This is a genomic window from Streptomyces sp. NPDC096012 (assembly GCF_040426375.1).
Classification (GTDB): domain Bacteria; phylum Actinomycetota; class Actinomycetes; order Streptomycetales; family Streptomycetaceae; genus Streptomyces.
In genome coordinates this window covers 87,120-111,745 of sequence record NZ_JBEOTD010000027.1, presented here as the reverse complement: position 1 = coordinate 111,745, position 24,626 = coordinate 87,120, and the positions used below count along the sequence as shown (strand labels likewise).

Below are 24,626 nucleotides of genomic sequence, written 5' to 3'. Positions count from 1 at the left end.
GGTTCACACACCCGCGACGGCTACGCCTCGTACTCCGTGAGATCGATCCCGTACACCCGCAGGTCGTATCCCCGGCTCGGGTCCTGCGTCGTGCCCGTCGCCCGCATGCCGAGTTTGTCCAGCACGTTCGCCGAGGCGGTGTCGCCGGTGCGGCAGGCGGCGACGACCCGGTCCAGGCCACGGTCCTGGAGGGCGAACTCGAGCGTTGCCTGGGCCGCCTCCGACGCGTAACCCTGCCCCCAGAACTGGCGCCCGAGACGCCACCCGATCGCCACCCCGTCCGCGATCGCGGGCGGTGAGTCCGCCCGGTACAGGCCCACGGCCCCGGCCAGCTCCCCGGATCCGAGGAGTTCGACGGCGAAGATCCCGAAGCCCTCCTCGTCCCACTCCTCCTCCCAGTCCTCGATGTCCTGGGCGGTCTCCTCCAACGAGCGCGGCGCGCCGTCGCCGATCCACCGCATCACATCGGGATCGGCGTGGATGTCGGACAGGGGGATCAGGTCGTCGTCCAGCCAGCGGCGCAGGAGAAGACGGGGGGTATGGATTTCGGTCATGGCCCCATCCTGCCTGCTGTGGTGCCGGGCCCGCACACTGCGTCCGGGTCGCCACCGGATCGCCGGTGACACCGCGGACACGCCACGGGTCAGGAGCCCCGGTCCCACCGCCGGCTTCGGGCTGCCCCCGGTCCCACCGCCGGCTTCGGGCTGCCCCGGAACATGGCCTGCCCCAATCCCACCGCCGGCTTCGGGCTGCCCCGGAATGCCCCGCACGCGTTTCGTCTGCCGGTGCGGGCTCGCAGCGATGCCGCCCCGGTGGGGATGGGTGTCCGATCCCCGGTCGGCGCCGATGACCGCGCCCGGACGGGAGCCGCAGGGCCGGCCCCGCGCTTCGGCGGTGCTCCGGTACCGGGTTGCGTGGCCTGCCCGTCCCCTTGGAGGGCAGGCCACGCGTCGGACGAGCCGGCTCCCGGCTCAGCTGGAGGTGCAGGTGAGCGTGCCGTTCTCGGCGCCCCTGATGAGGGCCTGATGGGCGGCGCGCAGGCGTTCGGCGTCGGGCTTGAGGACCTTGCGGTCGTAGGTCATCAGCCCGTTCAACTCACCTTCCACGTCGGTGATCTGCGTGTACACGGCGCCGTTGGAGCCGTCGCAGGCCGCCAGTCGACCGACCTCCTTCAGCCGGTCGAGGTAGACGTCGGTGTAGGTGTCCGGGGTGACGCCCACATAGGTCATCTGGACGGGGAAGGCGTGTCCGGGCACGCCCAGGCCGAGACCGCCGTACTCGCCGCTGACCAGCGCCCGTCTGCCGTCCGGCCGGGGGAGCTGCGGGCTCGGATAGCCGTGGGCGTCGGCGATGTCGCCGTTGCCGCCGTCCACCGCACCGCAGCAGTTGAGGCCGCTCATGTTGTTCACCAGCCGGGTCGGGTCCAGCGACTTGGCGTAGTCGGCGATCCGCGCCTGGTCGTACTGGCCCCAGCCCTCGTTGAAGGTCACCCACATGATCACCGAGGGATGGCTGTCGTGCTGGAGGACCATCTCCTTCAGCTCGTGCTCGTACTCGGTGCGGGCGGCGGCCGAGGGGGTGACGGTGTTCATGGCCGGCATGTCCTGCCAGACCAGCAGACCCAGCCGGTCCGCCCAGTAGTACCAGCGATCCGGCTCCACCTTGATGTGCTTGCGCACCGAGTTGTATCCCAGCTGCTTGTGCACGCGCAGGTCGTAGGCGAGGGCCTCGTCGGTCGGGGCCGTGTACAGGCCGTCGGGCCAGAATCCCTGGTCCAGGGTGGCCATCATGAAGACCGGTTTGCCGTTGAGCAGCGTGCGCTGCCTGCCGTCGACCGTCTTCACCTCGATGGACCGCATGCCGAAGTAGCTGCCGACGCGGTCGGCCCCCGCGCCCCTGCCCACCGTCACCTCGAGCCGGTACAGGTGGGGGTCGTCCGGCGTCCAGGCGTGCGGACGGGGCACCGGCACCGTCAGGCTGCTGCCGGAGGTGCCGTGGGCCCGGCCCACCACACGGCGACCGTCGTACGCGACGGCCGTGACCGGCAGGCCGTCACGCACCCCGCGCACGGTGACGTTCACCCGGTGGCCCGGCAGGTCGGGGGTCGTGCTGACGTCCTCGGCGTGGTCGCGGGCGACCGGCTCCATCCACACCGTCTGCCAGATGCCGGAGCTGGGGGTGTACCAGATACCGCTCGGGTCGAGCCGCTGCTTGCCGACGGGCGGGTTCTCGCCCCCGGGGGCGTCGGTCGGGTCGTGGACGCCGACGATCAGCTCCTGCGGCCCGGACTTCTTCAGCGCGTCGGTGACGTCCAGACTGAACCGGTCGTAACCGCCCTTGTGTTCGCCCACCTTGCGGCCGTTGACGTACACCACGGCCTGCCAGTCCACCGCGTCGAAGTTGAGCTGCAGACGACGCGGGCCGTGCACCTTCCAGTCGGCGGGGACGGTGAAGGTGCGCCGGTACCACATGCGGTCCTCGTGCCGCTCGATGCCGGACAGCTGGGACTCCACCGGATAGGGCACGAGGATCTTCTCGGGCAGATTCCGCCCCGTCGGCGGCTGCTCCCCGGCCGTGGCCGCGGCGAACTGCCAGCTGCCGTTGAGGTTGCGCCACTGTCCGCGGGTCAACTGCGGGCGCGGGTACTCGGGGTGGGCGTTGCCGGGGCCGACCTGGTCCGCCCACGAAGTGCGCAACTGGTACGCCGAGTTGTTGGCGCCGGTGGTCCAGAAGCCGGTCACGGCCGTGCCGTCGGCCTCCGTGAGACCGCCCGTGCCGTCGTAGCGGAGGTCGGCGTAGCCGCCGTGGCCGCCGACGACCGGCTCCTTGAGCGGGACGACGAGCCGGTGCGGGTCGGTGGCGTCGAGGTGGCTGGTGCCACGCGGCCACGCCGACCCGCCGACATCGATGTCAAGGTGGTCGTCGAAGCCGGCCGGCGGTACGGCGAGGGGCTCGGCGAAGGTGAGCGTGAGGGTCTTGCCGTCGGGCTGGATGGCCGCGTCCACCGGGCCGTTGTAGGAGAAGCCGTCGGGGAGGGTGAAGGCGGACTGGGGGACGGCCTGCTTGGTGCCGCCCGGCGGAGTCCACCGCACGTGCAGGTTGGAGCCGCCGAAGTGCTCGAAGTACTCCACCTTGAAGTCGTACGCCCGGCCGGCTTCGAGGGCGACCGGGGCGGACGTCTGCTCCCGGTCCCAGTCGTCGATCCAGTGGTCGATGACGAGACGGCCGTCGACCCAGAGCCGGAAGCCGTTGTCACCGATGACCGAGAAGGTGTGGGCGCCGGTGACGGTGGGTGTGATCCGGCCGGTCCAGCGCACGCTGACGTCGTCCTGCCGGCCGGTTCGGGCCTTCAGACGCGGTTCCAGATCGGCGAAGTCGAGCGAGGGGTCGAAGGTGGTCGCCTTGAGATCGCCGAAGTCGAAGGCTCCCGGGGCGGACTGGGTGTAGTACTCAGCCTTGAGGCCGTGGGCCGCCGCCGGCGGGGCCGCCGTGGCGGGCGCGGCGCCCGGTCCCAACGCGCCGGCCGCGACGAGCGCCACGGCGGTGAACGCCGAGGCCAGCCAGCGGCTCGCGCGTCGTCCGCGGCGAGGGGGTGGTCGATGCACGAGTACCTCCGGAAACGGAGTTGCGGGTGCGGGCTCTGCCCGTGCTTCCGATCCTCTTGTATAACGTTGGAAACAAGGGCAGTTGGCATGACAGCACGCCTCCTGCGCTCTGTCCAGGTGTCCGGCACGAGGCGCGGGAGGACTGCAGATGCGGGTGAGCCTGAAGGACGTGGCGGAGAGGGCGGGCGTGTCGGTGAAGACCGTCTCCAACGTGGTCAACGACTATCCGCACGTCACACCGGCCATGCGGGCCCGGGTGCAGCGGGCCATCGACGAGCTCGGCTACCGTCCCAACCTCACCGCCCGGCACCTGCGCAAGGGCCGCACCGGCATCATCGGCCTGGCCGTGCCCGAGCTCGGCAACTCCTACTTCGCGGAACTGGCCGGCGCCGTCATCGACGCCGCCGCCCAGCACGAGTTCACCGTCCTGCTCGACCACACCCAGGGCCTGCGCGAGCAGGAGATCCTGGTCTGCCAGGGCTTCCGGGCCAGGGTCATGGACGGGCTGATCCTCAGCCCGCTGGAACTGGAGACCGAGGACCTCGCCGCACGCCGCGACGACGTGCCGCTGGTGCTGCTCGGCGAGCGCCGCTACGACCTGCCCTACGACCACATCGCGATCGACAACATCGCCGCCGCGCGCGCCGCCGTCCGTCATCTGCTCGCCCTCGGCCGGCGGCGTATCGCCTTCCTGGGCGCCCGCCAGGACCGCTCTCACCCGCCTGCCCACCTGCGATTCATCGGCTGGCAGGCGGAGTTGGCGGCGTCCGGGCTGGCGGCCGACGAGCGGCTGGCGGTCACCACGCGGGGCTGGGGTCACGCGGAGGGGGCGCGGGCCATGGCCGAACTGCTCGACACCGGCCGGCAGGTGGACGGCGTCTTCGCCTACAACGACCTGATCGCCCTCGGCGCCATGCGCGTGATGTTCGAGCGTGGTCTGCGGATCCCCGAGGACATCGCCGTGGTCGGCTTCGACGACATCACCGAGTCGCGCTACGGAGCGGTCACGTTGACCACCGTGTCGCCCGACAAGGAGGCCATCGCACGGCTCGCCGTCGAGTCCGTGGTGGGACGGCTCAAAAGCGAGCACAACGACGAGGCGCCCCGCCCCTCACGCGAACTCCGGCCCGGATTCACGCTCGTGGAACGGGAAAGCACCCTGGGACGCCAGGCCCTCCCGGTGACCAGCCCAAACCGCCCTTGGTAAGGCCGGGTTGAGCCGCCGGGCGGTCTCGCGTCGTGCTGCGCGAGGTGTTTACACGCCCCTTCCAACGATGTAAAAAACTTGCTGATCTGGTCACCGCCGCACCGGCCTTCCGCCATCCCGAAGTGGGGCAATCGCATGAAGCCGTACTCCCGCAGCACCACCAGAAATCTCGTCGCCGTCGGGCTGGCCGCAAGCCTGGCGCTGGTCGCCGGCTGCACCAAGTCCGAAACGAGCGGCGCCCCGGACGCCTCGAGCGCCGCGAGCGCCGCGAGCGACGGCGCGGGCCAGCAGGTCGCCGCCGGCAGCGGCGGCAAGACCTGCGCGATCGGCGACTACGGTGCCGACAGGGCCGACCTGAAGAACGCGGTCGTCGGCTTCTCCCAGTCGGAGAAGGAGGCCAACCCCTTCCGCATCGCGGAGACCGCCTCCATCAAGGCGGAGGCGGCCAAGCGCGGCGTCAAACTGCTCACCGCCAACGCCCAGTCGCAGTTCTCGAAGCAGATCAGCGACGTCCAGGACCTCATCGCCCGGGGCGCCGACCTGCTCGTCATCGCCCCCCTGAACTCCGACGGCTGGGAGCCCGTGCTGCGGTCCGCCCGGGCCAAGAAGATCCCGATCGTCACCATCGACCGGCAGATCAACGCCACCGCGTGCAAGGACTACGTGAGCTTCATCGGCTCCGACTTCGTCCAGCAGGGACAGCGGGCCGCCGATCAGCTCATCCGGGCGACCGGCGGTACCGGCGAGATCGCCATCCTGCTCGGCGCGGCCGGCAACAACGTGACCACCCAGCGGACCAAGGGATTCGAGGACCGCATCAAGGCCAAGGCGCCCGGACTCAAGGTCGTCTTCAAGCAGACGGGCGAGTTCACCCGCGAGAAGGGCCAGTCCGTCACCGAGCAGCTCATCCAGTCCAAGCCCGGCATCAAGGCGATCTACGCCGAGAACGACGAGATGGGCCTCGGCGCCGTCAACGCCCTCAAGGGCGCGGGCAAGAAGCCCGGCGACATCAAGATCGTGACGATCGACGGCACCCGCAACGCCGTGCAGGGCATCGTCGACGGCTGGATCAGCGCCGTCATCGAGTCCAACCCCCGCTTCGGTCCGCTCGCCTTCTCGACCCTCGACTCCTTCACCCAGGGCAAGCCCGTGGACGAGGACATCGTCATCAAGGACAGCCAGTACTCCGGGGCCAACGCCCGGACGGACCTCGGCAAGGCCTACTGACACCCGTCGCCCACCGCTGCCGGCGCACCACGCCTCGGGAGCACCACGCCTCCGGAGCACCACCGGACCGGGCACGACGCCATGAACCCATGGAGAGCAGCCGTGACCGCACCCCCCGACGAAGTCCTCGCCGTACGCGGCCTGACCAAGCGTTTCCCCGGAGTGCTGGCCCTGGACGGGGTGACGTTCGGGCTCCGGGCCGGCGAGACGCACGCGCTCGTCGGCGAGAACGGCGCCGGCAAGTCCACCCTGATCAAGGTCCTCACCGGGGTGTACCGCCCCGACGAGGGCGAACTGCGCTACCAGGGCGAGCCGGCCGCCTTTCCCACCCCCCTCGCCGCACAGCACGCCGGCATCTCCACGATCTACCAGGAGGTCAACCTCATCCCCCTGATGAGTGTGGCCCGCAACCTCTTCCTGGGCCGCGAACCGCGCACCCGGCTCGGCCTGATCGACTTCTCCCGGATGCACCGGGAGGCCGAGCTGGCCATGGCCGAGTACGGCGTGCACGTCGACGTACGCCGTCCGCTGCGGGAACTCGGCGTCGGCGCGCAGCAGATGGTCGCCCTCGCCCGGGCGGTCTCTGTCGACGCCCGCGTGGTCGTCATGGACGAACCGACCTCCTCCCTCGAACCACGCGAGGTGGACACCCTCTTCGGCGTCATCCGGCGGCTGCGCGACCAGGGCATCGCCGTCCTGTACGTCAGCCACCGGCTGGACGAGCTGTACGCCGTCTGCGACACCGTCACGGTGCTGCGCGACGGCCGCCTGGTGCACACCGGCCCGCTCGCCGACACCGGCCGCCTCCAGCTCGTCTCCCTCATGCTGGGCCGGGAGACCGGCGAGGTCAGGGCCGAAGGAGTGACCAAATTCGCCGGAACGCACGATGCGGGTGCCGAGCCGGTGCTGCGTGCCGCCAACCTGACCAGACGCCACCAACTGCACGACGTCTCCCTGGACATCCGCCCCGGCGAGGTCGTCGGCCTCGGTGGGCTGCTGGGCTCCGGGCGTTCCGAGACGGCCAAGGCCATCGCCGGGGCCCTCCCGCTCGGCGCGGGCAGGGTGACCGTCGCCGGGCAGCCCGTCCGCACCGGCTCGACACCCGCCGCGATCCGGGCCGGGATCAGCCTGCTGCCCGAGGACCGCAAGGCCGAGGGAATCCTGCCGGGCCTGTCCGTGCGGGAGAACATCGCCCTGGCCGCGCTGCCCCGCATGTCCCGCTGCGGACTGGTCTCCGAGGCCCGCATCGACGCCGTCGTCGACACCTTCGTGAAACGGCTGCACATCAAGGCCGCGGGCCCCCACCAGAAGGTCGGCGAACTCTCCGGCGGCAACCAGCAGAAGGTGCTGCTGGCACGCTGGCTGGCCATGCACCCCAAGGTGCTGCTCCTCGACGAACCCACCCGCGGCATCGACGTAGGCGCCAAGGCCGAGGTGCAGAGACTCATCGACGAACTCGCCGAGGACGGCCTCGGCGTCCTGCTGATCTCCTCCGACGTGGAGGAACTCATCGAAGGGTCCGACCGCGTGGTGGTGCTCAGGGACGGCGCCGTCGTCGGCGAACTGACCGGCGACGACGTACGGGAGGACCGGCTGATGCGGGCCATCGCCGAAGCGGCCGCCGAGGAGGTGCCCCCGGCATGACCGATCTCACCCTGACCAAGCGGGACTTCGCCGACCGCGGCGCCCTGGTGGCCTGGCTGCAGACGTACGGCGTCTATCTGGGCCTCGTGGTCCTGCTGCTCTTCAACGTCCTGTTCACCGACCACTTCGTCTCCGGCGAGAACTTCCGCACCCAGGCAGTGCAGGTCTCCCCGGTCCTCGTCGTCGCCCTGGGCATGGCCCTGGCCATCGGCACCGAAGGCATCGACCTGTCGGTCGGCGCCGTGATGGCCCTGTCCACCTCCCTCGTCTCCCTCTACCTCGGCTACGGGCCCTGGCTCGCGCTCCTCGCCGCCATGGCCGGGGGAGCCGTCGTGGGCCTCGCCAACGGCTCGCTCATCGCGTTCGTCGGCGTCCAGCCCATCGTCGCCACCCTCGCGCTGATGGTCGGCGGACGCGGGGTCGCCCTGGTGATGCTGCCCCAGCTGAAGGACGTACGCGACCCGGCCATGGGCTCCCTGGGATCCGGTGATCTCGTCGGCGTCCCGTACCTGGCGCTCGTCGCCGCCGGCCTGGCCGTCGTCACCGGCTTCGTCGTGCGCCGCACCACCTTCGGCCGCCGGCTGCTCGCCATCGGCGACAGCCGCCCCGCCGCACAACTTGCCGGGCTGCCGGTCCGGCGGACCCTGATCGTCGTCTACATGTGCTCCGGTGTCCTAGCGGCGATCGCCGGCTTCCTGGCCACCGCCCGGCTGCAGGCCAGCGACCCGAGTTCGCTCGGCAACCTCATGGAGCTGTCCGCCATCACGGCCGTGGTGGTCGGCGGCACCCCGCTGACCGGCGGGCGGGTGCGGATCGGCGGCACGGTGGCCGGAGCCGTCCTCATCCAGCTGCTCACCGCCACCCTCATCAAGCACGATCTGCCGTCCTCGTGGACGCAGATCGCCCAGGCAGTGGTGATCGTGCTCGCGGTGTACGCGGCACGGGAAAGGGCCGGCCGGTGACCCGTACGGAAGAGCACACCATGACCAGCCCGCAGGCCGCACCGGCCGGCAACACCGACACCACCCGCAGAGGCGACCGGCTCACCGCTCTGGCGCAGCGGCACGGCGCCCTGGTGGCCCTGGTGGCCCTCGCAGTCGTCGCCTCCTTCTCCTTCGGTTCCTTCGCCACCGCCGACAACCTCGGCAACATCGCGGTCTCCTCCGCGTTCCTCGCCGCTGTCGCCCTCGGCATGACCTTCGTCATCGTCTCCGGCGGCATCGACCTGTCGGTGGGCTCCGTCTTCGCCCTGGGCGGCGTCCTCGCCGCCTGGGGATCGCAGTACGGCACAGCGGTCGCCCTGCTGCTGCCCCTCTCGGTCTGCGGGGCCATCGGCCTGGTCAACGGCCTGCTCGTGGCCCGCACCGGCCTCGCGCCGTTCATCGTCACCCTCGCCTCGATGCTCGCCGCCCGCGGCATCCTGCTGGCCGTCACCGACGAGGGCGCCGACACGTACCTCGTCGGCAAGGACTCCTTCCTCGCCACCCTCGGCCAGGCCCAACTCCTCGGCGTGGCGGTTCCCGTGTGGATCACAGCCGTTCTCTACGCCGTGGGCGCCGTCCTGCTGCGGCGCACCCCCTTCGGCCAGCAGGTGTACGCCGTCGGCGGCAACGAACAGGCGGCCGCGCTCATGGGCGCCCCTGTCGCCCGCACGAAGATCGGCGTCTACACCCTGTCCGGCCTCCTCGCCGGTCTCGCGGCTGCCCTCAACGCCGCCTACCTCGGCTCCGGTGTCACCATCCTCGGCTACGGCCTGGAACTCGACGCCATCGCCGCCGTCGTCATCGGCGGCACCCTCCTCACGGGCGGCCTCGGCTACGTCAGCGGCTCACTCGTCGGCGTGCTGCTGCTGAAGGTGATCCAGAACGTCATCAACCAGATCGGCTCCCTCGACTCCGCCTATCAGCAGGTCGTCAGCGGGGCGTTCCTGGTACTGGTCGTCGTCGCCCAGACCTGGCTGGCCAGGAGGCGGCGGGTGGCATGAGGCCGCGACGCCGACCGCGGGGCGCGAGGGAGCGGCGCGCGGTCGGTGCCCCCGGAACACTCCTCAAGCCACCAGGCCCCGCCGTCGCGGACCGCTTTGGCGTCGACGAACAGGGGCGCGGACCGCGGCCCCGCGACCCACTCCGCGACGGCCCCCGCGACGCGCACCCGGCCCGGGAGCGGCGCCGGAACGGACCGGCAGGGACGGGTGCCGCGGCCGGTCCGCCGGACCGGCCACGGCCCCTCGGGTGCGAAGTGCCGTGAAGGAGCCCGGTGTTGACGGCTTGTGTAGGGTGGGGACGGAACGCATCACCGCCTGCTCCGGACCTGACCGGGGCGGCCGAGCGGGGGAAGAAAGGTGCGTGCCCGATGACGGTCGGGCTCCTCTCCACGATTGCCGCTGTGCTCTACGGCGGCACCGTATCGGTCCTCGCGTTCACCGCGACCTTTGCCCGCCGCGGCACCCTGCGCCGCGAAGCGCGCAGCACGCTTGCCGTCCTGCTGCGGGGGAGGGCCGCGGAGTGATCCCGGGCAGGGCCGCCCGAGGGCGGGACAGCGTCGGCCGGCGCGGGTGAGTGCGTCAGGCGGGCGAGGCGGCCGGCCCGTCGGTGAGGAGGCGGCCGACCTCGGCGGAGCACTCTTGCCGCGGGCGGGGGCCCGCGCACCTCCCGCACGGTCGACGCCGTGGCGAGCGACCGCGGACGTCGGCGACCGTGGCCTGCACATGGCCGGTGCCGTGGGCCGGGGAACGCCGGCCCGCGGGCGGGACCGGGCCACCTGCTACAATGGACGCGTCGGCCTTCGGCGCCCCAACTGGTGCGCTCCGGAGGCTTTTTTCATGCCTTCTGACACCTCCCGCCCCATCACGCCGCCCACCATCAGCTACTACGGCCTGCTCCGCGACCGCGAGTTCGCCGGGTTGTACGCCGGTTTCACCCTGACCGTCGCCGCGAGCACCTTGTCGGGCTTCGCTCTCGGCACCCTGGTCGATCACCAGACGCGCTCCCCGTTCCTGACGGCCGTGAGCATGTACGGCGCCACGTTCACGACGGTACTCGGTGCCCTGACCCTGATGTCGGTCGCGGACGGCAACCGTCCTCGCCGGACTCTCGTCACGCTCCAGTGCGTCTCGCTGCTGGGCGTCGCCGCACAGGCGGTTCCCGGGCTGCCGTTGGCCGCCCGGTTCGGTCTGCTCCTGGTGCTGGGGTTCTTCCAGTCCCTGGGGACCGGAACCCGTATGGGACTGCTCGCCGAGGTGGTGCCGGCGTCCGCGTACGCCCCGGCACGTTCGCTGATGAACATCACGTCGGGTGGCATGGCGATCATCGGCTATGCCGTCGGGGCCGTACTACTGCGGTACCTGAGCCCGCAGGGGGTCTTCGCCGTCGCGACGGTGCTGACCGGAGTCGCGCTGGTCGTCGTGGCGGCGACCGTCAGGGAGCACTCGATCCGTCTGACCCGTCGTCCCGGACTGCGCCAGACCTGGACAGCCAACGTCGCGCTCTTCTCACACCCGGGCCGGCGCGCTCTGCTGCTCAACCTCTGGGTGCCCAACGGTCTGATCGTCGGCTGCGAGGCCCTGTTCATCTCCTACGCCCCGGATCACGCCGGTGCCCTCCTGGCGGCCGGATCGGCGGGCATGCTCCTCGGCGACCTGACCGTCGGGCGACTGCTCACCGCCGGCCGGCGACGTCGTTGCGCGTACGCCCTGCGACTGTCGCTCGCCGCCCCGTACCTGCTGTTCGCCCTGCATCCGCCGCTTGTGGTGGCGTCAGTCGCCGTGTTCGTCGCCAGTGCCGGTTTCGCCGCCACCCTGCCGCTGCAGGAGCAGCTTCTCGCGCTGACGCCCGACGCGGTTCGGGGCCAGGTCCAGGGCGTCGAGTCCGCCGGTCGAATGACCTGGCAGGGCCTCGGGGCCGCGATCGCCGGCGGTGTCGCCCAGTACGTCACCCCGGCCGCCACCATCACCGCGGTGGCCGCAACCTCCCTTGCCGTCACCATCGTCTCCCGGCCGTTCGTGGTCCGCGCGCATGCGGTCGGCGACGGGACGACCGGCGCGTGAGCCGTACCGAGTGGGAAGCCGCGTGGCCATTGCGACGAGCGACCACCCGGGCGACGCCCCACGAGGCGGATGTGGAAACGTCCTGACGTCGAAGCAGTCGAGTGGCCGCGCCGGCGCCAAGGCGGTCGAGTCGCGGCGGAAAGGAGGGCATCGGTCGCCTGGCCGCCCTGGCCGCCCTGGCCGCCCTGGCCGCCCTGGCCGCCCTGGCTGCCCTGGCCGCCCGGCTCGACCCGCACCACCGGCAGGCACTCGCCGCGTCAACGCCCGCACCCCTCGCAATTGCGCGGTGTCGTCGGTCCGACCACCCGACGGGCCGACGACACCGCTTCCCCGACCCGGTAAGGAACCACGCGCCATGAGCACCCCGCACGCCTTCCCCCTGGAGCCCACCCCGATCCATGTGCCCGACAAGGTCCTCGACGACCTGCGCGCCCGCCTCATGTCGACCCGGCCGCCGCTGGACGAGGGGAACGAGGACTGGTCCTACGGCGTCCCGGACAGCTGTCTCCGTGAGCTGGTCGCCTACTGGCGGGACGGCTACGACTGGCGCCGGGCGGAGGCCGCCATCAACGTCCACGAGCACTACCAGGTGAGCGTCGCCGGTGTCCCGGTGCACTTCATGCGCAAGCCCGGCCGCGGCCCCCGCCCGATCCCCCTGATCCTCACCCACGGCTGGCCGTGGACGTTCTGGCACTGGTCGAAGGTGATCGACCCGCTCGCCGACCCGGCCGCGTTCGGCGGAGACCCCGCCGACGCGTTCGACGTCATCGTGCCGTCCCTGCCCGGCTTCGGCTTCCCCGGACCCCTCACCGGCTTTCCGGACGTCAACTTCTGGAAGGTCGCCGACCTCTGGCACACCCTGATGACCGACACCCTGGGGTACGAGAAGTACGCCGCCGGGGGCTGCGACATCGGCGGGATCGTCTCCAGCCAGCTCGGCCACAAGTACGCCGACGAGCTGTACGGCATCCACATCGGCTCCGGGCTGCCGCTCGACTTCTTCACCGGCCCCCGGGCCTGGGACCTCGCCCGGAACCGGCCCCTCACCGACGACCAGCCCGCCGACGTCCGCGCCCGCATCGTCGAGCTGGACCACCGCTCGGCCTCCCACCTCGCCGTGCACATACTCGACGGCGCCACCCTGGCCCACGGGCTGAGCGACTCGCCCGCCGGACTGCTCGCCTGGCTGCTGGAGCGGTGGAACGCCTGGAGCGACAACGGCGGCGACGTCGAGTCCGTCTTCACCAGGGACGACCTGCTCACCCACGCCACGATCTACTGGGTGAACAACTCCATCGCCACGTCGATGCGTTACTACGCCAACGCCAACCGCTACCCCTGGACCCCCTCCCACGACCGCACCCCGGTCGTGCAGGCCCCGGTCGGTCTCACGTTCGTCACGTACGAGAACCCGCCCGGCATCCACACCGCCCACGAGCGCGTCCGGGCGTTCGAGACCGGCCCGCAAGCCGCCTGGTTCAACCACGTCAACGTCAACGCCCATGACCGGGGAGGCCACTTCATCCCCTGGGAGAACCCCGCCGCCTGGGTGAGCGACCTGCGCCGCACCTTCCGCGGCCGCAGGCCCTGAACGACGGGGGCCGGGCGGGTGCCGCGGTGCGGGCGGGCCGACCATGACGTCGCGGTCGGGCGCGGGGCTTGCCGTGCGCCCCCTGATCTGGTTGGGTACCCCGCGCCACCGGCATCCGGAGCCTGGCGGCGGGAGGAGCGCAGGCAGCGTGCACGAGACGGCGGAACAGGTCGGCGCGGAGCCGTTGCCCGAAGGGCTCGGACGGGCGATACGGGAAACGGCCGAGGACATCGCCGCGCTGCTGCGGAGCGCCTCCGGCACAGCCCTGCCCGTCCCGGGGTCGGAGTGGACCGTCGGCGAGGTGGCCGCCCATCTGGCCCTGGCCAACGAACTGATGGCCGACCTCGCCGCCGGGCGGGAGCGTCCCTACGGGGACGGCACGCCCCAGAGCCTGGCCGCCGCCAACGCCCGGTCGCTCACCACCTTCGCCGAACGCCGTGCCGAGCCCTTGGCGGCCGTCATCACCGGCCAGGCCGAGGCGTTCCTCGACGCCGTGACCCGCACCGGGTCCGACGGACCTGTACCGGCCACTCCACTGGGCCCCATGCGCCGGCCGGTCCTCGCGTCCTACCTGCTCACGCACATGCTGGGCCATGGCTACGACCTCGCCCGTGCGCTGCGGCGACCGCACATGATCGACGCCGCGCGGGTCGGACTGTGCATGCCTTTCATGCTGTCGGTCATGCCTCGCGTCGCCGACACCGAGGCGACCGCCGGTCTGACGGTCCGCTACCGGATCCGGCTGCGCGGGGGCGGCGTCTTCGGCGTGTCCGTGGCCGACGGCGCCGTGCGGGTGGACCCGGGCGTGCCCGCGCACCGTACGGACTGCACGATCCTCATCGAGCCGACCGCGTTCCTGCTGATCGCACTCGGCCGGCGCGACCCCTGGCGCGCCATCGCCCAGGGGCAGGTGCTCGCCTGGGGCCGCAAGCCGTGGCTGGCTCCCCGCTTCCCCGCCCTGTTCACCGCGCCCTGAGCCCTGTGGACCGGTCGTCGCGGGCCGGCCGGGTCACCATCGGGGCGCTCAGCCGACGTACCGCCGGGCGGTCGAGTCCCGGCGGGCGCGTTCCAGCGCGGCGAGCCGGCGTTCCAGGTCCGGCGGTACCGGGTCGCGCTGGCGCAGCACCCAGGGCAGGCCGGCGGCGGCGTGGGCGAACGCGCGGGCGGAGGCGGCGTCCCGGGGCACGGTCCGCATCAGATGGCCGGTGCGTCGCAGCGCCGGCAGCAGGGGGCGGCGCAGCCAGGTGAACCACAGGGTGTTGCGGATGCCGAGGACGCGTCGGGCGGTGCTGTCGCGCAGCGGGGAGGCCTGGTGGTGGATGGTGAGGTCCTCGGCGTAGGCGAGCCACCAGCCCTGCCGCAGCAGGTCGCAGGCGAGGAGCTCCTCCTCGCCGCCGAGCCACAGACCCGCGTGGAAGCCGCCGCCGGAGCGGAAGGCCTCGGTGCGCAGCACGGTGGCGGCGGCGAGGAAGGAGCCGAGGGCGGGTCCGGGGAGCCAGTCCGGGCCGGGCAGCGGGGACTCGCGCAGTTCGCGGACGACGGGGTCCTCCGTGCCGTCCGGTTCCACCACGATGCGCGCGGTGACGCCGGCGAGCCGGGGCCGGGCGTCGAGCAGGTCGGAGGCGCGGCGCAGGCTGCCCGGCTCCCACCAGGAGTCGTCGTCGCAGAACGCGATGTACGGGGTGGTCACGTGCCGGACGGCGAGGTTGCGGCCGACGGCCCCCAGGTTGCGGCCCGGGTGCAGCAGCGTCACCTCGGGGAAGTCGCGGGCCACCGCCTGAGCCGTGCCGTCGGTCGAGGCGTTGTCGGTGACGATCACCCGGGGGCGTTCGGGCAGCCGGCGCAACAGGCCCAGCGTGCGCAACAGCTCGTCGTGGCGGTTGCGGGTGATCACGACGACGGTCGTACGCGCGTCGGGGGCGGTCCGGGTCATCCTTCGAGCCCGCCGTCCGGGCGTGCCGCCGCCTGCCGGTCGAGCAGGCGGGCGGCGTGCTCGACGTGCCGGGGCAGGGTGCGGCGGCGGGCAAGGGCGGCGGGGAACCGCTGGAGGGTCTCCTTCAGGGCGCGACGGGCGCCGGAGTGGCCGGCCGCGGCCGCCACGGCGAGATCGGTGCCGGCCCGCAGGGCGACGGGCCACGGCCGGCGCAGGCAGGTGGTCAGCACGTGGTTGCGCCGGACCAGGAAGGGGCGTCCGGTGCGGCCGTGGTCCTCGGGGTGGTGGCGGGCGCACAGTGCGGGCTCGTAGGTGACGCCCCAGCCCCGGGCGGCCAGGTCGTAGGCGAGCAGGGTCTCCTCACCACCGAAGAAGAGGAGCGGATGGAAGCCGCCGACGTCCAGGAAGGCGTCCCGGCGGACCACGGCGGCGCAGCCGAGGAAGCCGAGCACCGGACGGCCGGGCAGGTCGGGCTCGGGGGGCAGCGGCGAGGCGGCGAGCACGGCGTTGAGCGGATCCTCGGCCGCCTCCCCGCCCACCAGGGTGCGGGCGGCGAGCAGCCCGAGCCGCGGATGGGCGTCGAACAGGTCGGCGGCCCGGCGCAGGCTGCCCGGCTCCCACCAGGAGTCGTCGTCGGTGAACGCGACGTAAGGGGTACGGGCGTGGCGGACGGCCAGATTCCGGCCGAGGGCACCGGTGTTCGCGGCCGGCCGCAGCAGGCGGCTGAGCGCCGGGTGGCCGTGCACGGCCCTGCGGGTCGCGTCGTGACGGGAGTTGTCCACGACGACGACCGGCGGCCGCTCGGGCAGCGCGGCCAGCGCGTCAAGGGTACGCAGCAGGCTGGGGGCCCGGTCGCGGGTGATGACGGCGACGGTGATCCGCGGGTCGGCGGCGACGGCGCCGAGGGGCGGGTCGGCGACGGGCTCAGCGGACATGCGCCACCTCCCGTCCGTCCCGCCGGGGTGGGCGGCCGGCCGGCCGGCAGCGGGCGTGCGGCACCGGACTCGGCTGGGCCTGCCGCCGGGCGCGGGCCACGTCTTCGCGGCGGCCGCGGGCGAGGCCGTCGGCGCGGTCGGCCCCGACGGCCGCGACCAGTTGCCGCCGGCACCGACCGGAGCCGGGGAAACCGGCGCCGGTCACGAGCGTGCGCGGCCAGGGAAAGGGTGTCTCACCGTTCATGGGTGGCTCTTTCCTTCGTCCACGTCGTCGCGGCCTCCGGGAGTGCCCCTGCCGGGCTTCGGCGCGCACCGTGACTCCGGGACCGCCATCGTCGGCCCGGTGGGGGAAGTGCTCGGGGAAACAGAACGGATACGGGTCCCGCCGGTACGCGGGACCGCCCTGTCCGGCCGCCACTGGCTGGACGGCGCCGGACCAGCCGAGTGCCCGGGGCCGGCCGGAACTCACACGCTGGATTCTTATTCTCCGGAACTTCGGGTACTCGCGCGACTCCGGCGGCCGCACAGCGCGTGGAGAGGGCTGGAGCGAGGCCATGTACGAAGACACGACCGCTGTCATGCTGCGCCTTCTGCGCGGGCCCGACGGGGACCCCGCGCGGGTCCTGGTGACCGGCTGGTTCAGCTTCCAGGACGGAGAGGCGACAGCGGGCGACGTACTCGCCGAGCGGCACGCGTCCGACGCCCTGACCGCGGCGGGCATCCGGCACGACACGGCGTGGAGCCGCGGGTTCCGCCCCGGCGCACTGTCCCTGGAGACGGTGCGGCCGGAGGCGTACGACACCCTGCTCTTCGTGTGCGGGCCGGTGCACGGCCCCCAGGTCGCCGCTCTGCACGCCAGATTCGGGGCCTGCCGGCGACTGGCGGCGGGCGTCTCGGTCGTCGATCCGGCAGACCCCGCGGCCACCGGCTTCCACGAGATCGTCGCCCGCGACGGCACCCCGGCACCGGCACGGCACGACCTCGCGGCCACGGCCACGATCGGCCCGCTGCCGCCCGTGGCCGGAGTGGTCCTCACCCACGGGCAGGGCGAGTACGGCGCCCGCCGCCGGCACGAGGAGGTCAACACGCGCATCACGGCCTGGCTGGCCGGCAAGGACTGCGCGCGCGTGCAGGCCGACACCCGCCTGGCGGTGGACGACTGGCGGCTGTGCACGACAGCCGAGCAGTTCCTGGCCCTGCTCCGCCGGTTCGACCTCGTCGTGACCACGCGCCTGCACGGTCTGGTACTGGCCCTGCGCACCGGTACCCCGGTCATCGCGGTGGACCCCGTCGCGGGCGGCGCCAAGGTCAGCGCCCAGGCCCGTGCGGTGCACTGGCCGGCGCTGGTGGACGCGGGCGAACTGAGCGAGCAGCTGCTCGACCGCTGGTGGCGGTGGGCGCTGTCCGAGCCGGGCCGCACCGCCGCTGCACGCCACGCGACGCGCTGACCCTCGTGCGGGCCGGACGGGTGCTCACCCCCGCTGTGCGGCAGGGCGTCCGTCGGCACGCAGGTCCGCGGGAGGCGGTGGAGACGCCACCGGAGACCAGGCTTCCGGGGACACGACGACACGTCGTCCCCGTCCGGCACGGTCAGCGGGCGACGTCGCTGCCGGAGCCGATCCCCTGGTAGTCGGCGGTAAGGGCCGTGTCGATGTCCTCCTCGTCGTCGTAGGCTCGGCGGACTCCCGCCTCCAGCAGGCGCAGCTGCCGGTCCAGCGGCGGTTGACGTTCGGGCGGTGCCAGCCGCTTGAGGTCGTCGATCAGAGCGCGCACGCGCCGGGTCACCTGCGGGGTGGAGCAGCCGGCGAGCCGGATCTCGTCCAGCGCCAGGCGGACGAATCCTGCCCAGGTGAGGCTGCGGGTGATCACCCGGACCGTGCCGTCCTCGTCGCGGTGACGGCCCGAGGGGAAGGGGCGGCAGGCGAGCTGGCGCAGGCAGTCGTGCAGCCGGTCGATCGACTGGACGGCGGTGGTGGGGTCGTTGAAGGGTACGGCGATGCTGCGCTCGGTGATGTCGACCAGTTTGCGGATGCCGTAGGCGCAGTCGTCCTCGTGGGTGCGTTCGTCGCCGAGGTCGACCGCGCGCCGGAGGGCGGCCTGATCGAGCCGGCCGATGTCGCCGCGCACGCGGAAGAGCGGACCGTCGCCGTGCACGAAGTCACCCATCATCGGGACGGCCTCCAGCACACAGTCGGCGCGAGCGGCCAGCTGCACCAGCCGGACGAGATCGAAGCGGACGAGGATCCCCGGGTCGCCGGTGTTCAACACCTCGTGCCCGGCGTCCCGTTCCGCCGTCGGCGGCTTCTCGGTGTCCGGCCCGGGCGGCTCCCGCGGCTCGACCGGGTACAGGCGGTCGATCTCACGATGGGTGTGGTCGCCGACCAGGTCGATGATGCCGGCCGCACGCAGCGAGCGGCTGGAGTGGTGGACGTACATGATGAGGCCGACGATGCTGGCCAGCACGAGTACGTACGCCGTCAGCACGGTCAGGCCCGGTACCCGGTCGGGGCTCACGTCGACGTTGCGCATCGCCACGATGGCGAAGGCGAAGGTGGCCGTGAACAGTCCCATGGCCCACTGGCTGACGCGGTCGTGCAGCAGGGCGCCCACGATGCGCGGCGAGAACTGCCCCATGGCCAGCTGCACGGCCACGGTGGTGATCGTGAGCACGAGGGGGATCAGGGTGGTCATCGTGGCGGCGACCGCGCTGAGGATCGTCTGCGCGTTCGAAGAGGTGCCCAGCAGGCCCGTGTTCAACAGGCGGTAGCCGGTGGCGCGGTCGATCGCCAGGGTGCCCAGGCACAGGCCCACACCCCCGACGAGACACAACACCGGGATGACCCACATGCGCGAGCCCAGGTACGCGGACGGCCCTCGTCCGTGCCCGACGGCCTGGTACGGGTCCGGCATGCCGACTCCTTCACGAGATCGGTGACCACGGCCTCGGCGACGTGGACACACGGTTCGATCCCCAGCCGACCCACGGGGTGGGACCGGGGGCGGGGCCGACCGTGACGTGGAGTGCCGGGCCCGGACCGCGCCTAGCGCAGCAGGGAGATCACGCGGCCGGCCGGTTCGCCGCGCGGGTGCCCCCGGCACAGCTGCTGGTAGACGGCGGCGTAGGCGGCCGCCATCTGATCGGTGTCGAAGTGACGGCGGACCCGCCCTCGGCAGGCGCGGGGATCCAGCCGGTCCACCGAGCCGATCGCCCGCGCCAGTTCGGCGGGATGATCACAGATGAAGCCGGTGACGCCCTCCTCGACGATCTCGGGCACCGATCCACGGCGGAGTGCGACGACCGGCGTGCCGCAGGCCATCGCCTCGATCATCACCATCCCGAAGGGTTCCTCCCACTGGATCGGAAACAGCAGGCAGCGGGCGCTCGCCAGGAGGTCCAGCTTGGTGCGCCGGTCGGCCTCCCCGACCCAGCGCACGTCATCGCCCGTCCGGGGCCGGAGTTCCGCCTCGATGTAGGGCTGCTCGGCGGGGTCGTTGCAGCAGCCGGCGACGGTGATCGGCAGCCCCGCCTCCCGGGCCGCGTCGATGGCCAGATGGACACCCTTGTCCGCGGCGATCCGGCCGAGGAACAGCGCGTGGTCCCCCTTCCGGTCACCGTACGGATAGCGGGCGGTGCGCAGCGCATTGTGCACGTGCCCGGACCAGGGGATGTCCGGGGCCTGTGCCTGCTGCGCGCGTGAGATCGCCACCATGTGCACGGTGTCACCGAGCGCCCGGTAGTAGCGGCCCGTCTCCCCGGTCACGGGGCCGTGCGCGGTGATGACGGTCGGCGCCCGGCGCTGCCCCGCCTGGAGCGGACCCACCATGCTGTGGTCGTGGATCACATCGGGATCGAGGGAACGCAGCACGCGCGCCGCACGCGCGGCGTGCAGGACCTCGGGGCCGGAGTTCCCCAGCCTCTGCGAACCCGCGGGACTGTCGTCGGTGGCGATGAAGCGGCCCTTGGTCCCGTTACGGCCCACTCCGATGACGGTCACCCGATGCCCCAGTTCGACCAGGCCGTCGACCAGCTCGGCACACATCGCCTCGATCCCGCCGTAGGCCACGGGCGGCAGGGCGAACCAGGGTGTGGCGATCATGGTGATGTCGAGTGGTGGCTTCGGTCTCATGGGTTCCGCCCTCCGGGTGGTCCCGGGTTCGCAGACGTGCCCGGGCCGGGGTGCCGGTCGTGGTGGTTGGGCGCGGGAGAAGGCGGACGGCGAGGCTGGTGCACGACCTCCACGTCGTCGGGCAGCCCGGTGATGCGGGTCGACTCGCCGTCCACGTCCACTTCCACGCGTCCACCGGCCAGCGGGATGTTGTGGATGGACAGGTGTCCGTAGCGGGCGGGCCACGCCGGCGCCACCCATACCTGGCCATGCGACATCCACGGATCGATGCGCAGCAGCGCTCGCAGCAACTGGACCGGAGTGGCGGCGGCCCAGGCCTGCGGGGAGCAGGAGGTGGGATACGGCACCGGCGCCTCGTAGTCGTCGCGATCGAAGCCGCAGAACAGCTCGGGCAGCCGGCCGCCGAAGGTCTCGGCGGCGTCGAGGATGCCGGTGGCCACCCGCTGGGCCTGCTCGACGAACCCGTACCGCATCAGCCCGGTGGCCAGGATCGCGTTGTCGTGCGGCCACACCGACCCGTTGTGGTAACTCATCGGGTTGTACGCACCCATCGTCGTGGCCAGGGTGCGCACCCCCCAGCCGGTGAACATCTCGGGGGACAGCAGCCGTTCGGCCACCTGCTCGGCCTTGTCGCGGTCCGCGATCCCCGTCCACAGGCAGTGGCCCATGTTGGAGGCCAGCGCGTTGATGGGGCGCTTGTCGCGGTCGAGACCGACGGCGTACCAGCCCCGCTCGGGCAGCCAGAACCTCTCGTTGAAGGCTTCCTTCAGTGCGACAGCCCGACCGCACCAGTGCTCGACGGCCTTGAGGTCACCGGCCTCGTGAGCGAAGTGCGACCGGACGACGTAGGCCGCGTAGACGTAGCTCTGCACCTCGCACAGGGCGATCGGCGCCTCGGCGAGCCTGCCGTCGGCGAAGTTGACCCCGTCGTAGGAGTCCTTCCAGCCCTGGTTCAGCAGACCGTTGGCGGTCATCCGCTGGTATTCGACGAACCCGTCACCGTCTCGGTCGCCGTACTTCTCGACCCACTCCAGCGCCCGGTCGGCGTGCGGCAGCAGGGCCTCGACGGCCTCGGGGGCGATGCCCCAGCGGCTCAGCTCACCGAGCACGATGACGAACAACGGTGTGGCGTCGGCAGTCCCGTAGTACACGCTGCCGCCGCCGCGGGCCAGCGGGAAGTCCAGGCCGAAGCGCGTCTCGTGCAGTATGCGTCCCGGCTGTTCCTCGGTGGCGGGGTCGACCTTCCGGCCCTGAGCCCGCGCCAGCGTCTGCAGGGTCCCCAGGGCCAGGGTCTGGTCCAGGGACAGAGCCATGTAGGAGGACAGCAGGGAGTCCCGGCCGAACAGGGCCATGAACCAGGGTGCGCCGGCGGCCACCGCCGTGTCCTCCGGGTGGGCCGGATCGAAGATGCGCAGCGCGCCCAGATCCTCCAGGCTGCGCCGCAGCGTCCGGTGCAGTTCCGGGTCCTCGATGTCCGTGATACGCGGAGTGTTCTCGCGCCAGGCACGCAGGCGGCGCGCCGGCGCGGACTCGGCCGGCTCCACACCCACCGGAAAGGCACCGCTGGCGTGCTCCTGGCCGACGCTGGGCCGCACCAGCAGCGTGGTGCACCACTGGCCGTGGGCCGGCACCTCGACCCGGAAGTCGAGGCCGTCCGGGCGGGCGCGGGCGCCCTCGCTCTCCACCCGTACGCCGCGCCATGCCGAACCGGAGCGGAGGTCGAATTCCAGGACCGAACCGTCCGGCCTGGCCGTCACCTCGCCCTGCGGGCTCACTCGGCTCTCCTTGACAGCGAAGACGTCGGCGAAGTCGGCGCCGATGTCCAGGGAGACCGCCACGGTCATCCCCCGTGGGCTCAGGTTGCGCACCTTGAGGTCCTCGCGCATCCCCTCACCCACATAGCGTGTGCGCTCCACCAGCACTTCGCTCTGCGAGCCGTGGGGCGGCACGCGGGCCAAAAACGTCGTGCGGTAGGGGTCGGGGGACAGGACGGTCAGATGGTGCGGGCGGACGCCGTCCACCCGCACCCGCCAGTCGGAGATGACCCGCATGTCCCGGAAGAACAGACCCTGCGGGACCTCGGCCTCCATGTCACCGGAGGCGCTCGACACGCAGAACGTCGGCCCCTCGACCAGGGTGACGGTGGCTGGGGTGAGTACGGCCGGTTCGTTCTCCTCGACGATCTCGCCGACCTCGTCGGTCATGTCGCCTCCCTAGCCGCCGGCGTCGACGAGCTCGCCGAACTGCGTGGGCAGCTGGGCCAGCACATGACGGAACTCGCCGTCGCTGACCGCGTCGTGCAGGGTGCTCAGTACCGCGCGCACTCCCTCGCGGGCCTCGTCCGGGCTCAGGCCGGAACGCCTGCTCACCCGGTCGACGAACTCCTCCAGCCCGAAACCCTCCGCCTCCGGTGTCGGGGAGATGAGGGGTGTCTGCAGCGGTTTGGGCAGCTCCGAGGCGAGATCGTCCGCCTCGCCCCTGGTGAGCCGCTCGGCCAGGGTTTCCAACGTCGCACGGGTCAGGCTCTCCGCCTTGTCCCGGGGGACGTGGGAGCGCCGGGACACCGTGTCGATGAAGGTCTCGTAATCCATGAGCTGTCTCCTGGTGTTCTTGTCGCCCGGTCCCGAAGGGGGTGAACGGCTCTCGTGCCGGGAGGGGGCCCCGCGGCACCGGACCCGGCGGGGAACGCCCGTGTGCGGCCCGGCCGGGTCACACGCGGGCCACGTTCCGGTAGAGCGAGGTCTGCTGCAGCAGTTGACGGTCGTCCAGGAAGTTCTCCCGGACCCGGCGCCGGGCACCGGCCCCCAGCGCACCCGCGAGGCAGTGATCACCCACCAGACTGCTGGTCTGCGCGGCGAAGGACACGCTGTCGCGGGGATCGTCGAGCAGAATGCCGTCGACTCCGTGCTCGATCTGGTCACGGATGCCACCGACGGCGCTGGCGACGACCGGGCGTCCCTTCCACATGGCCTCCGTGACGGTGAGGCCGAATCCCTCCGCCAGGCTCTTCTGTGTCACCACCGCCGCCGAGCACTGCAGGGCGTTGACGATCACCGCGTTCTCCTCCGTGTCGGCCATCGGCAGGCAGGCCAGGTGCGCCCGGGTGCGCACCCGATCCGGCAGCCGGTGCCACAGCGCCGCGCATTCCGCGAAGACCCGCCCGCCCTCGGGATCGTCGGTGACACCGGTGACGTCCGGGCCCACCAGGGCCAGGTGGGCCCCGTCCAGGCTGCCGCCGGCCTCGGCGAACGACGTCAGCACGCCGGCCATGTCCTTCAGCGGGTCCCAGCGGGAGACCTGCACGATGAGGGGCGCGTCGGCGGGTGGCGGCGAGGCGCTGTACAGGCAGGTCGGATCCCGCCGTACCCGGCCCACCGAACCGTCGCCGCGCCGGTAGATCGCCGGCCCGTCCCGGTCCGCGGGCGCGCGCAGACCGATCCGGCTCAGGATGGCCGCGGCCGCCGAGGGGGCCAGGGGCCGGTTCTTGGCCGACAGGGGATCGATCGACGGCCGGATCACGGCGACCGGCCGCCCGGCGAGCCAGCCGGGAACGTACTGCTCCCGGGAGAACACGTAGGCGTCCGCCGTCTCCAGCCAGGGCCGCAGAAACGCCCATGCCCGGTCGGTGTACAGATTGGGGTCGTCCGTGCCGACATGGCACCGCCAGACCACCCGCGCCCCGGCCCGCCGCAGGTGGGCGACGAGGCCGGCGGCCTGCGGATCGTGGAGGGTGACCACGTCTCCCGGCCGTACCGCGCCCAGCAGGGCGCGTGCATTGGCCTCGCAGACCGCCGCGTAATGCTCGGCTCCGGCCCGGTCGAGTGGTGGGCCGGAGGCGTCGGCCCCGTGCAGGAAGTGGTGCAACTGCTTGGTCAGGGCGAAGAACGCGGGATCTCCCCGCATGGTGAACCAACGGGCGTCGAGCCCCGCACCGCGGGAGTATCGCTGCAGCCGGTGCAGCATCTCGGCCACACCGCCACCGTTCATCGTCGAGTTCACGTCGATGATCCGGCGGCCGGCGAGCGCTTCCCTCACGTTGTGGAAGGCGGTGTCCAGCTCGCCGGCCCGGGCGGCCCCGACCGTGCCGCCGAGCAGGATCGGATCGGCGCCGGTGACGTGGGCTTCCGGGAGTGCGGGTGGCGCGGCATTCGGTCCCTGGGGGTGGACGGTCAGCGGTTGTGGGGTGCCGATGTATGCCATGGTGCCTCCGCCAGCACGTCGGCTGGAGCGTACGGGATCTCTGCCCGCTGTCCAGGTTCCGGTCACGGGCAGTGCGCTGCCTGCCCCCGGCGGTACGAAAGCCGTGGAACCC

Annotated in this window: 20 protein-coding genes; 10 read left to right on the top strand and 10 right to left on the bottom strand. The window is 72.3% G+C overall.

Going from position 1 to position 24,626, the window contains the following annotated elements; all coding sequences use genetic code 11:
* Positions 1–20 precede the first annotated feature (20 nt).
* Positions 21–554, bottom strand: coding sequence for a GNAT family N-acetyltransferase (locus ABVB68_RS24505; protein WP_353603265.1), 534 nt, complete (start codon positions 552–554; stop codon positions 21–23).
* A gap of 417 nt (positions 555–971) precedes the next feature.
* Positions 972–3,605 carry a PA14 domain-containing protein gene (locus ABVB68_RS24500; protein ID WP_503006226.1) on the bottom strand — a complete coding sequence of 878 codons (2,634 nt, stop codon included), beginning with the start codon at positions 3,603–3,605 and terminating at the stop codon, positions 972–974.
* Between the two features lie 148 nt (positions 3,606–3,753).
* Between ABVB68_RS24500 and ABVB68_RS24495 the strand changes: the two genes are divergently transcribed.
* From ABVB68_RS24495 to ABVB68_RS24455, 9 genes are all read left to right on the top strand, one after another.
* On the top strand, positions 3,754–4,812 hold the full coding sequence (locus ABVB68_RS24495) for a LacI family DNA-binding transcriptional regulator (RefSeq protein WP_353603264.1): 1,059 nt from the start codon (positions 3,754–3,756) through the stop codon (positions 4,810–4,812).
* 135 nt (positions 4,813–4,947) lie between these two features.
* Complete coding sequence (locus ABVB68_RS24490; RefSeq protein WP_353603263.1) at positions 4,948–6,039, top strand: ABC transporter substrate-binding protein; 1,092 nt, start codon at positions 4,948–4,950, stop codon at positions 6,037–6,039.
* A gap of 81 nt (positions 6,040–6,120) precedes the next feature.
* A complete protein-coding gene (locus ABVB68_RS24485) occupies positions 6,121–7,683 on the top strand; it encodes a sugar ABC transporter ATP-binding protein (protein WP_503006225.1) in 1,563 nt (520 codons plus the stop codon).
* Positions 7,680–8,645 (top strand): ABC transporter permease, encoded by a 966-nt coding sequence (locus ABVB68_RS24480; RefSeq protein ID WP_353603261.1) that lies wholly within the window; start codon positions 7,680–7,682, stop codon positions 8,643–8,645. Before ABVB68_RS24485 ends, ABVB68_RS24480 begins: the two co-directional genes overlap by 4 nt.
* A gap of 20 nt (positions 8,646–8,665) precedes the next feature.
* Positions 8,666–9,667, top strand: a complete 1,002-nt coding sequence (locus ABVB68_RS24475) for an ABC transporter permease (RefSeq protein WP_353603260.1) — start codon at positions 8,666–8,668, stop codon at positions 9,665–9,667.
* Positions 9,668–10,035: 368 nt separating this feature from the next.
* The gene (locus ABVB68_RS24470) at positions 10,036–10,191 is read left to right on the top strand and encodes a hypothetical protein (RefSeq protein ID WP_353603259.1); all 156 of its coding nucleotides are present in this window, start codon (positions 10,036–10,038) and stop codon (positions 10,189–10,191) included.
* A gap of 313 nt (positions 10,192–10,504) precedes the next feature.
* A complete protein-coding gene (locus tag ABVB68_RS24465) occupies positions 10,505–11,728 on the top strand; it encodes an MFS transporter (RefSeq protein ID WP_353603258.1) in 1,224 nt (407 codons plus the stop codon).
* A 355-nt stretch (positions 11,729–12,083) separates the two neighbouring features.
* Positions 12,084–13,319, top strand: coding sequence for an epoxide hydrolase family protein (locus ABVB68_RS24460; RefSeq protein ID WP_353603257.1), 1,236 nt, complete (start codon positions 12,084–12,086; stop codon positions 13,317–13,319).
* 148 nt (positions 13,320–13,467) lie between these two features.
* Positions 13,468–14,295 carry a maleylpyruvate isomerase family mycothiol-dependent enzyme gene (locus ABVB68_RS24455; protein ID WP_353603256.1) on the top strand — a complete coding sequence of 276 codons (828 nt, stop codon included), beginning with the start codon at positions 13,468–13,470 and terminating at the stop codon, positions 14,293–14,295.
* Between the two features lie 48 nt (positions 14,296–14,343).
* On the opposite strand, the gene ABVB68_RS24450 is transcribed toward ABVB68_RS24455, so the two are convergent.
* From ABVB68_RS24450 to ABVB68_RS24440, 3 genes are read right to left on the bottom strand one after another with little or no spacing between them, the layout of a single operon-like run.
* Positions 14,344–15,252, bottom strand: a complete 909-nt coding sequence (locus tag ABVB68_RS24450) for a glycosyltransferase family 2 protein (RefSeq protein WP_353603255.1) — start codon at positions 15,250–15,252, stop codon at positions 14,344–14,346.
* Positions 15,249–16,187 carry a glycosyltransferase family 2 protein gene (locus tag ABVB68_RS24445; protein WP_353603254.1) on the bottom strand — a complete coding sequence of 313 codons (939 nt, stop codon included), beginning with the start codon at positions 16,185–16,187 and terminating at the stop codon, positions 15,249–15,251. Before ABVB68_RS24445 ends, ABVB68_RS24450 begins: the two co-directional genes overlap by 4 nt.
* Positions 16,177–16,431, bottom strand: coding sequence for a hypothetical protein (locus tag ABVB68_RS24440; protein WP_353603253.1), 255 nt, complete (start codon positions 16,429–16,431; stop codon positions 16,177–16,179). Before ABVB68_RS24440 ends, ABVB68_RS24445 begins: the two co-directional genes overlap by 11 nt.
* 310 nt (positions 16,432–16,741) lie before the next feature.
* Here ABVB68_RS24440 and ABVB68_RS24435 point away from each other — a divergent pair, with 310 nt between their 5' ends.
* A complete protein-coding gene (locus ABVB68_RS24435) occupies positions 16,742–17,635 on the top strand; it encodes a polysaccharide pyruvyl transferase family protein (RefSeq protein WP_353603252.1) in 894 nt (297 codons plus the stop codon).
* Positions 17,636–17,777: 142 nt separating this feature from the next.
* On the opposite strand, the gene ABVB68_RS24430 is transcribed toward ABVB68_RS24435, so the two are convergent.
* From ABVB68_RS24430 to ABVB68_RS24410, 5 genes are all read right to left on the bottom strand, one after another.
* On the bottom strand, positions 17,778–19,097 hold the full coding sequence (locus ABVB68_RS24430) for a DUF2254 domain-containing protein (protein WP_353603251.1): 1,320 nt from the start codon (positions 19,095–19,097) through the stop codon (positions 17,778–17,780).
* Between the two features lie 131 nt (positions 19,098–19,228).
* Positions 19,229–20,314, bottom strand: coding sequence for a glycosyltransferase family 4 protein (locus tag ABVB68_RS24425; RefSeq protein ID WP_353603250.1), 1,086 nt, complete (start codon positions 20,312–20,314; stop codon positions 19,229–19,231).
* Positions 20,311–22,518 (bottom strand): amylo-alpha-1,6-glucosidase, encoded by a 2,208-nt coding sequence (locus tag ABVB68_RS24420; RefSeq protein ID WP_353603249.1) that lies wholly within the window; start codon positions 22,516–22,518, stop codon positions 20,311–20,313. Before ABVB68_RS24420 ends, ABVB68_RS24425 begins: the two co-directional genes overlap by 4 nt.
* Positions 22,519–22,527: 9 nt before the next feature.
* A complete protein-coding gene (locus tag ABVB68_RS24415) occupies positions 22,528–22,905 on the bottom strand; it encodes a DUF2267 domain-containing protein (protein ID WP_353603248.1) in 378 nt (125 codons plus the stop codon).
* Positions 22,906–23,023: 118 nt separating this feature from the next.
* Positions 23,024–24,514 (bottom strand): glycosyltransferase, encoded by a 1,491-nt coding sequence (locus ABVB68_RS24410; protein ID WP_353603247.1) that lies wholly within the window; start codon positions 24,512–24,514, stop codon positions 23,024–23,026.
* Positions 24,515–24,626 lie beyond the last annotated feature (112 nt).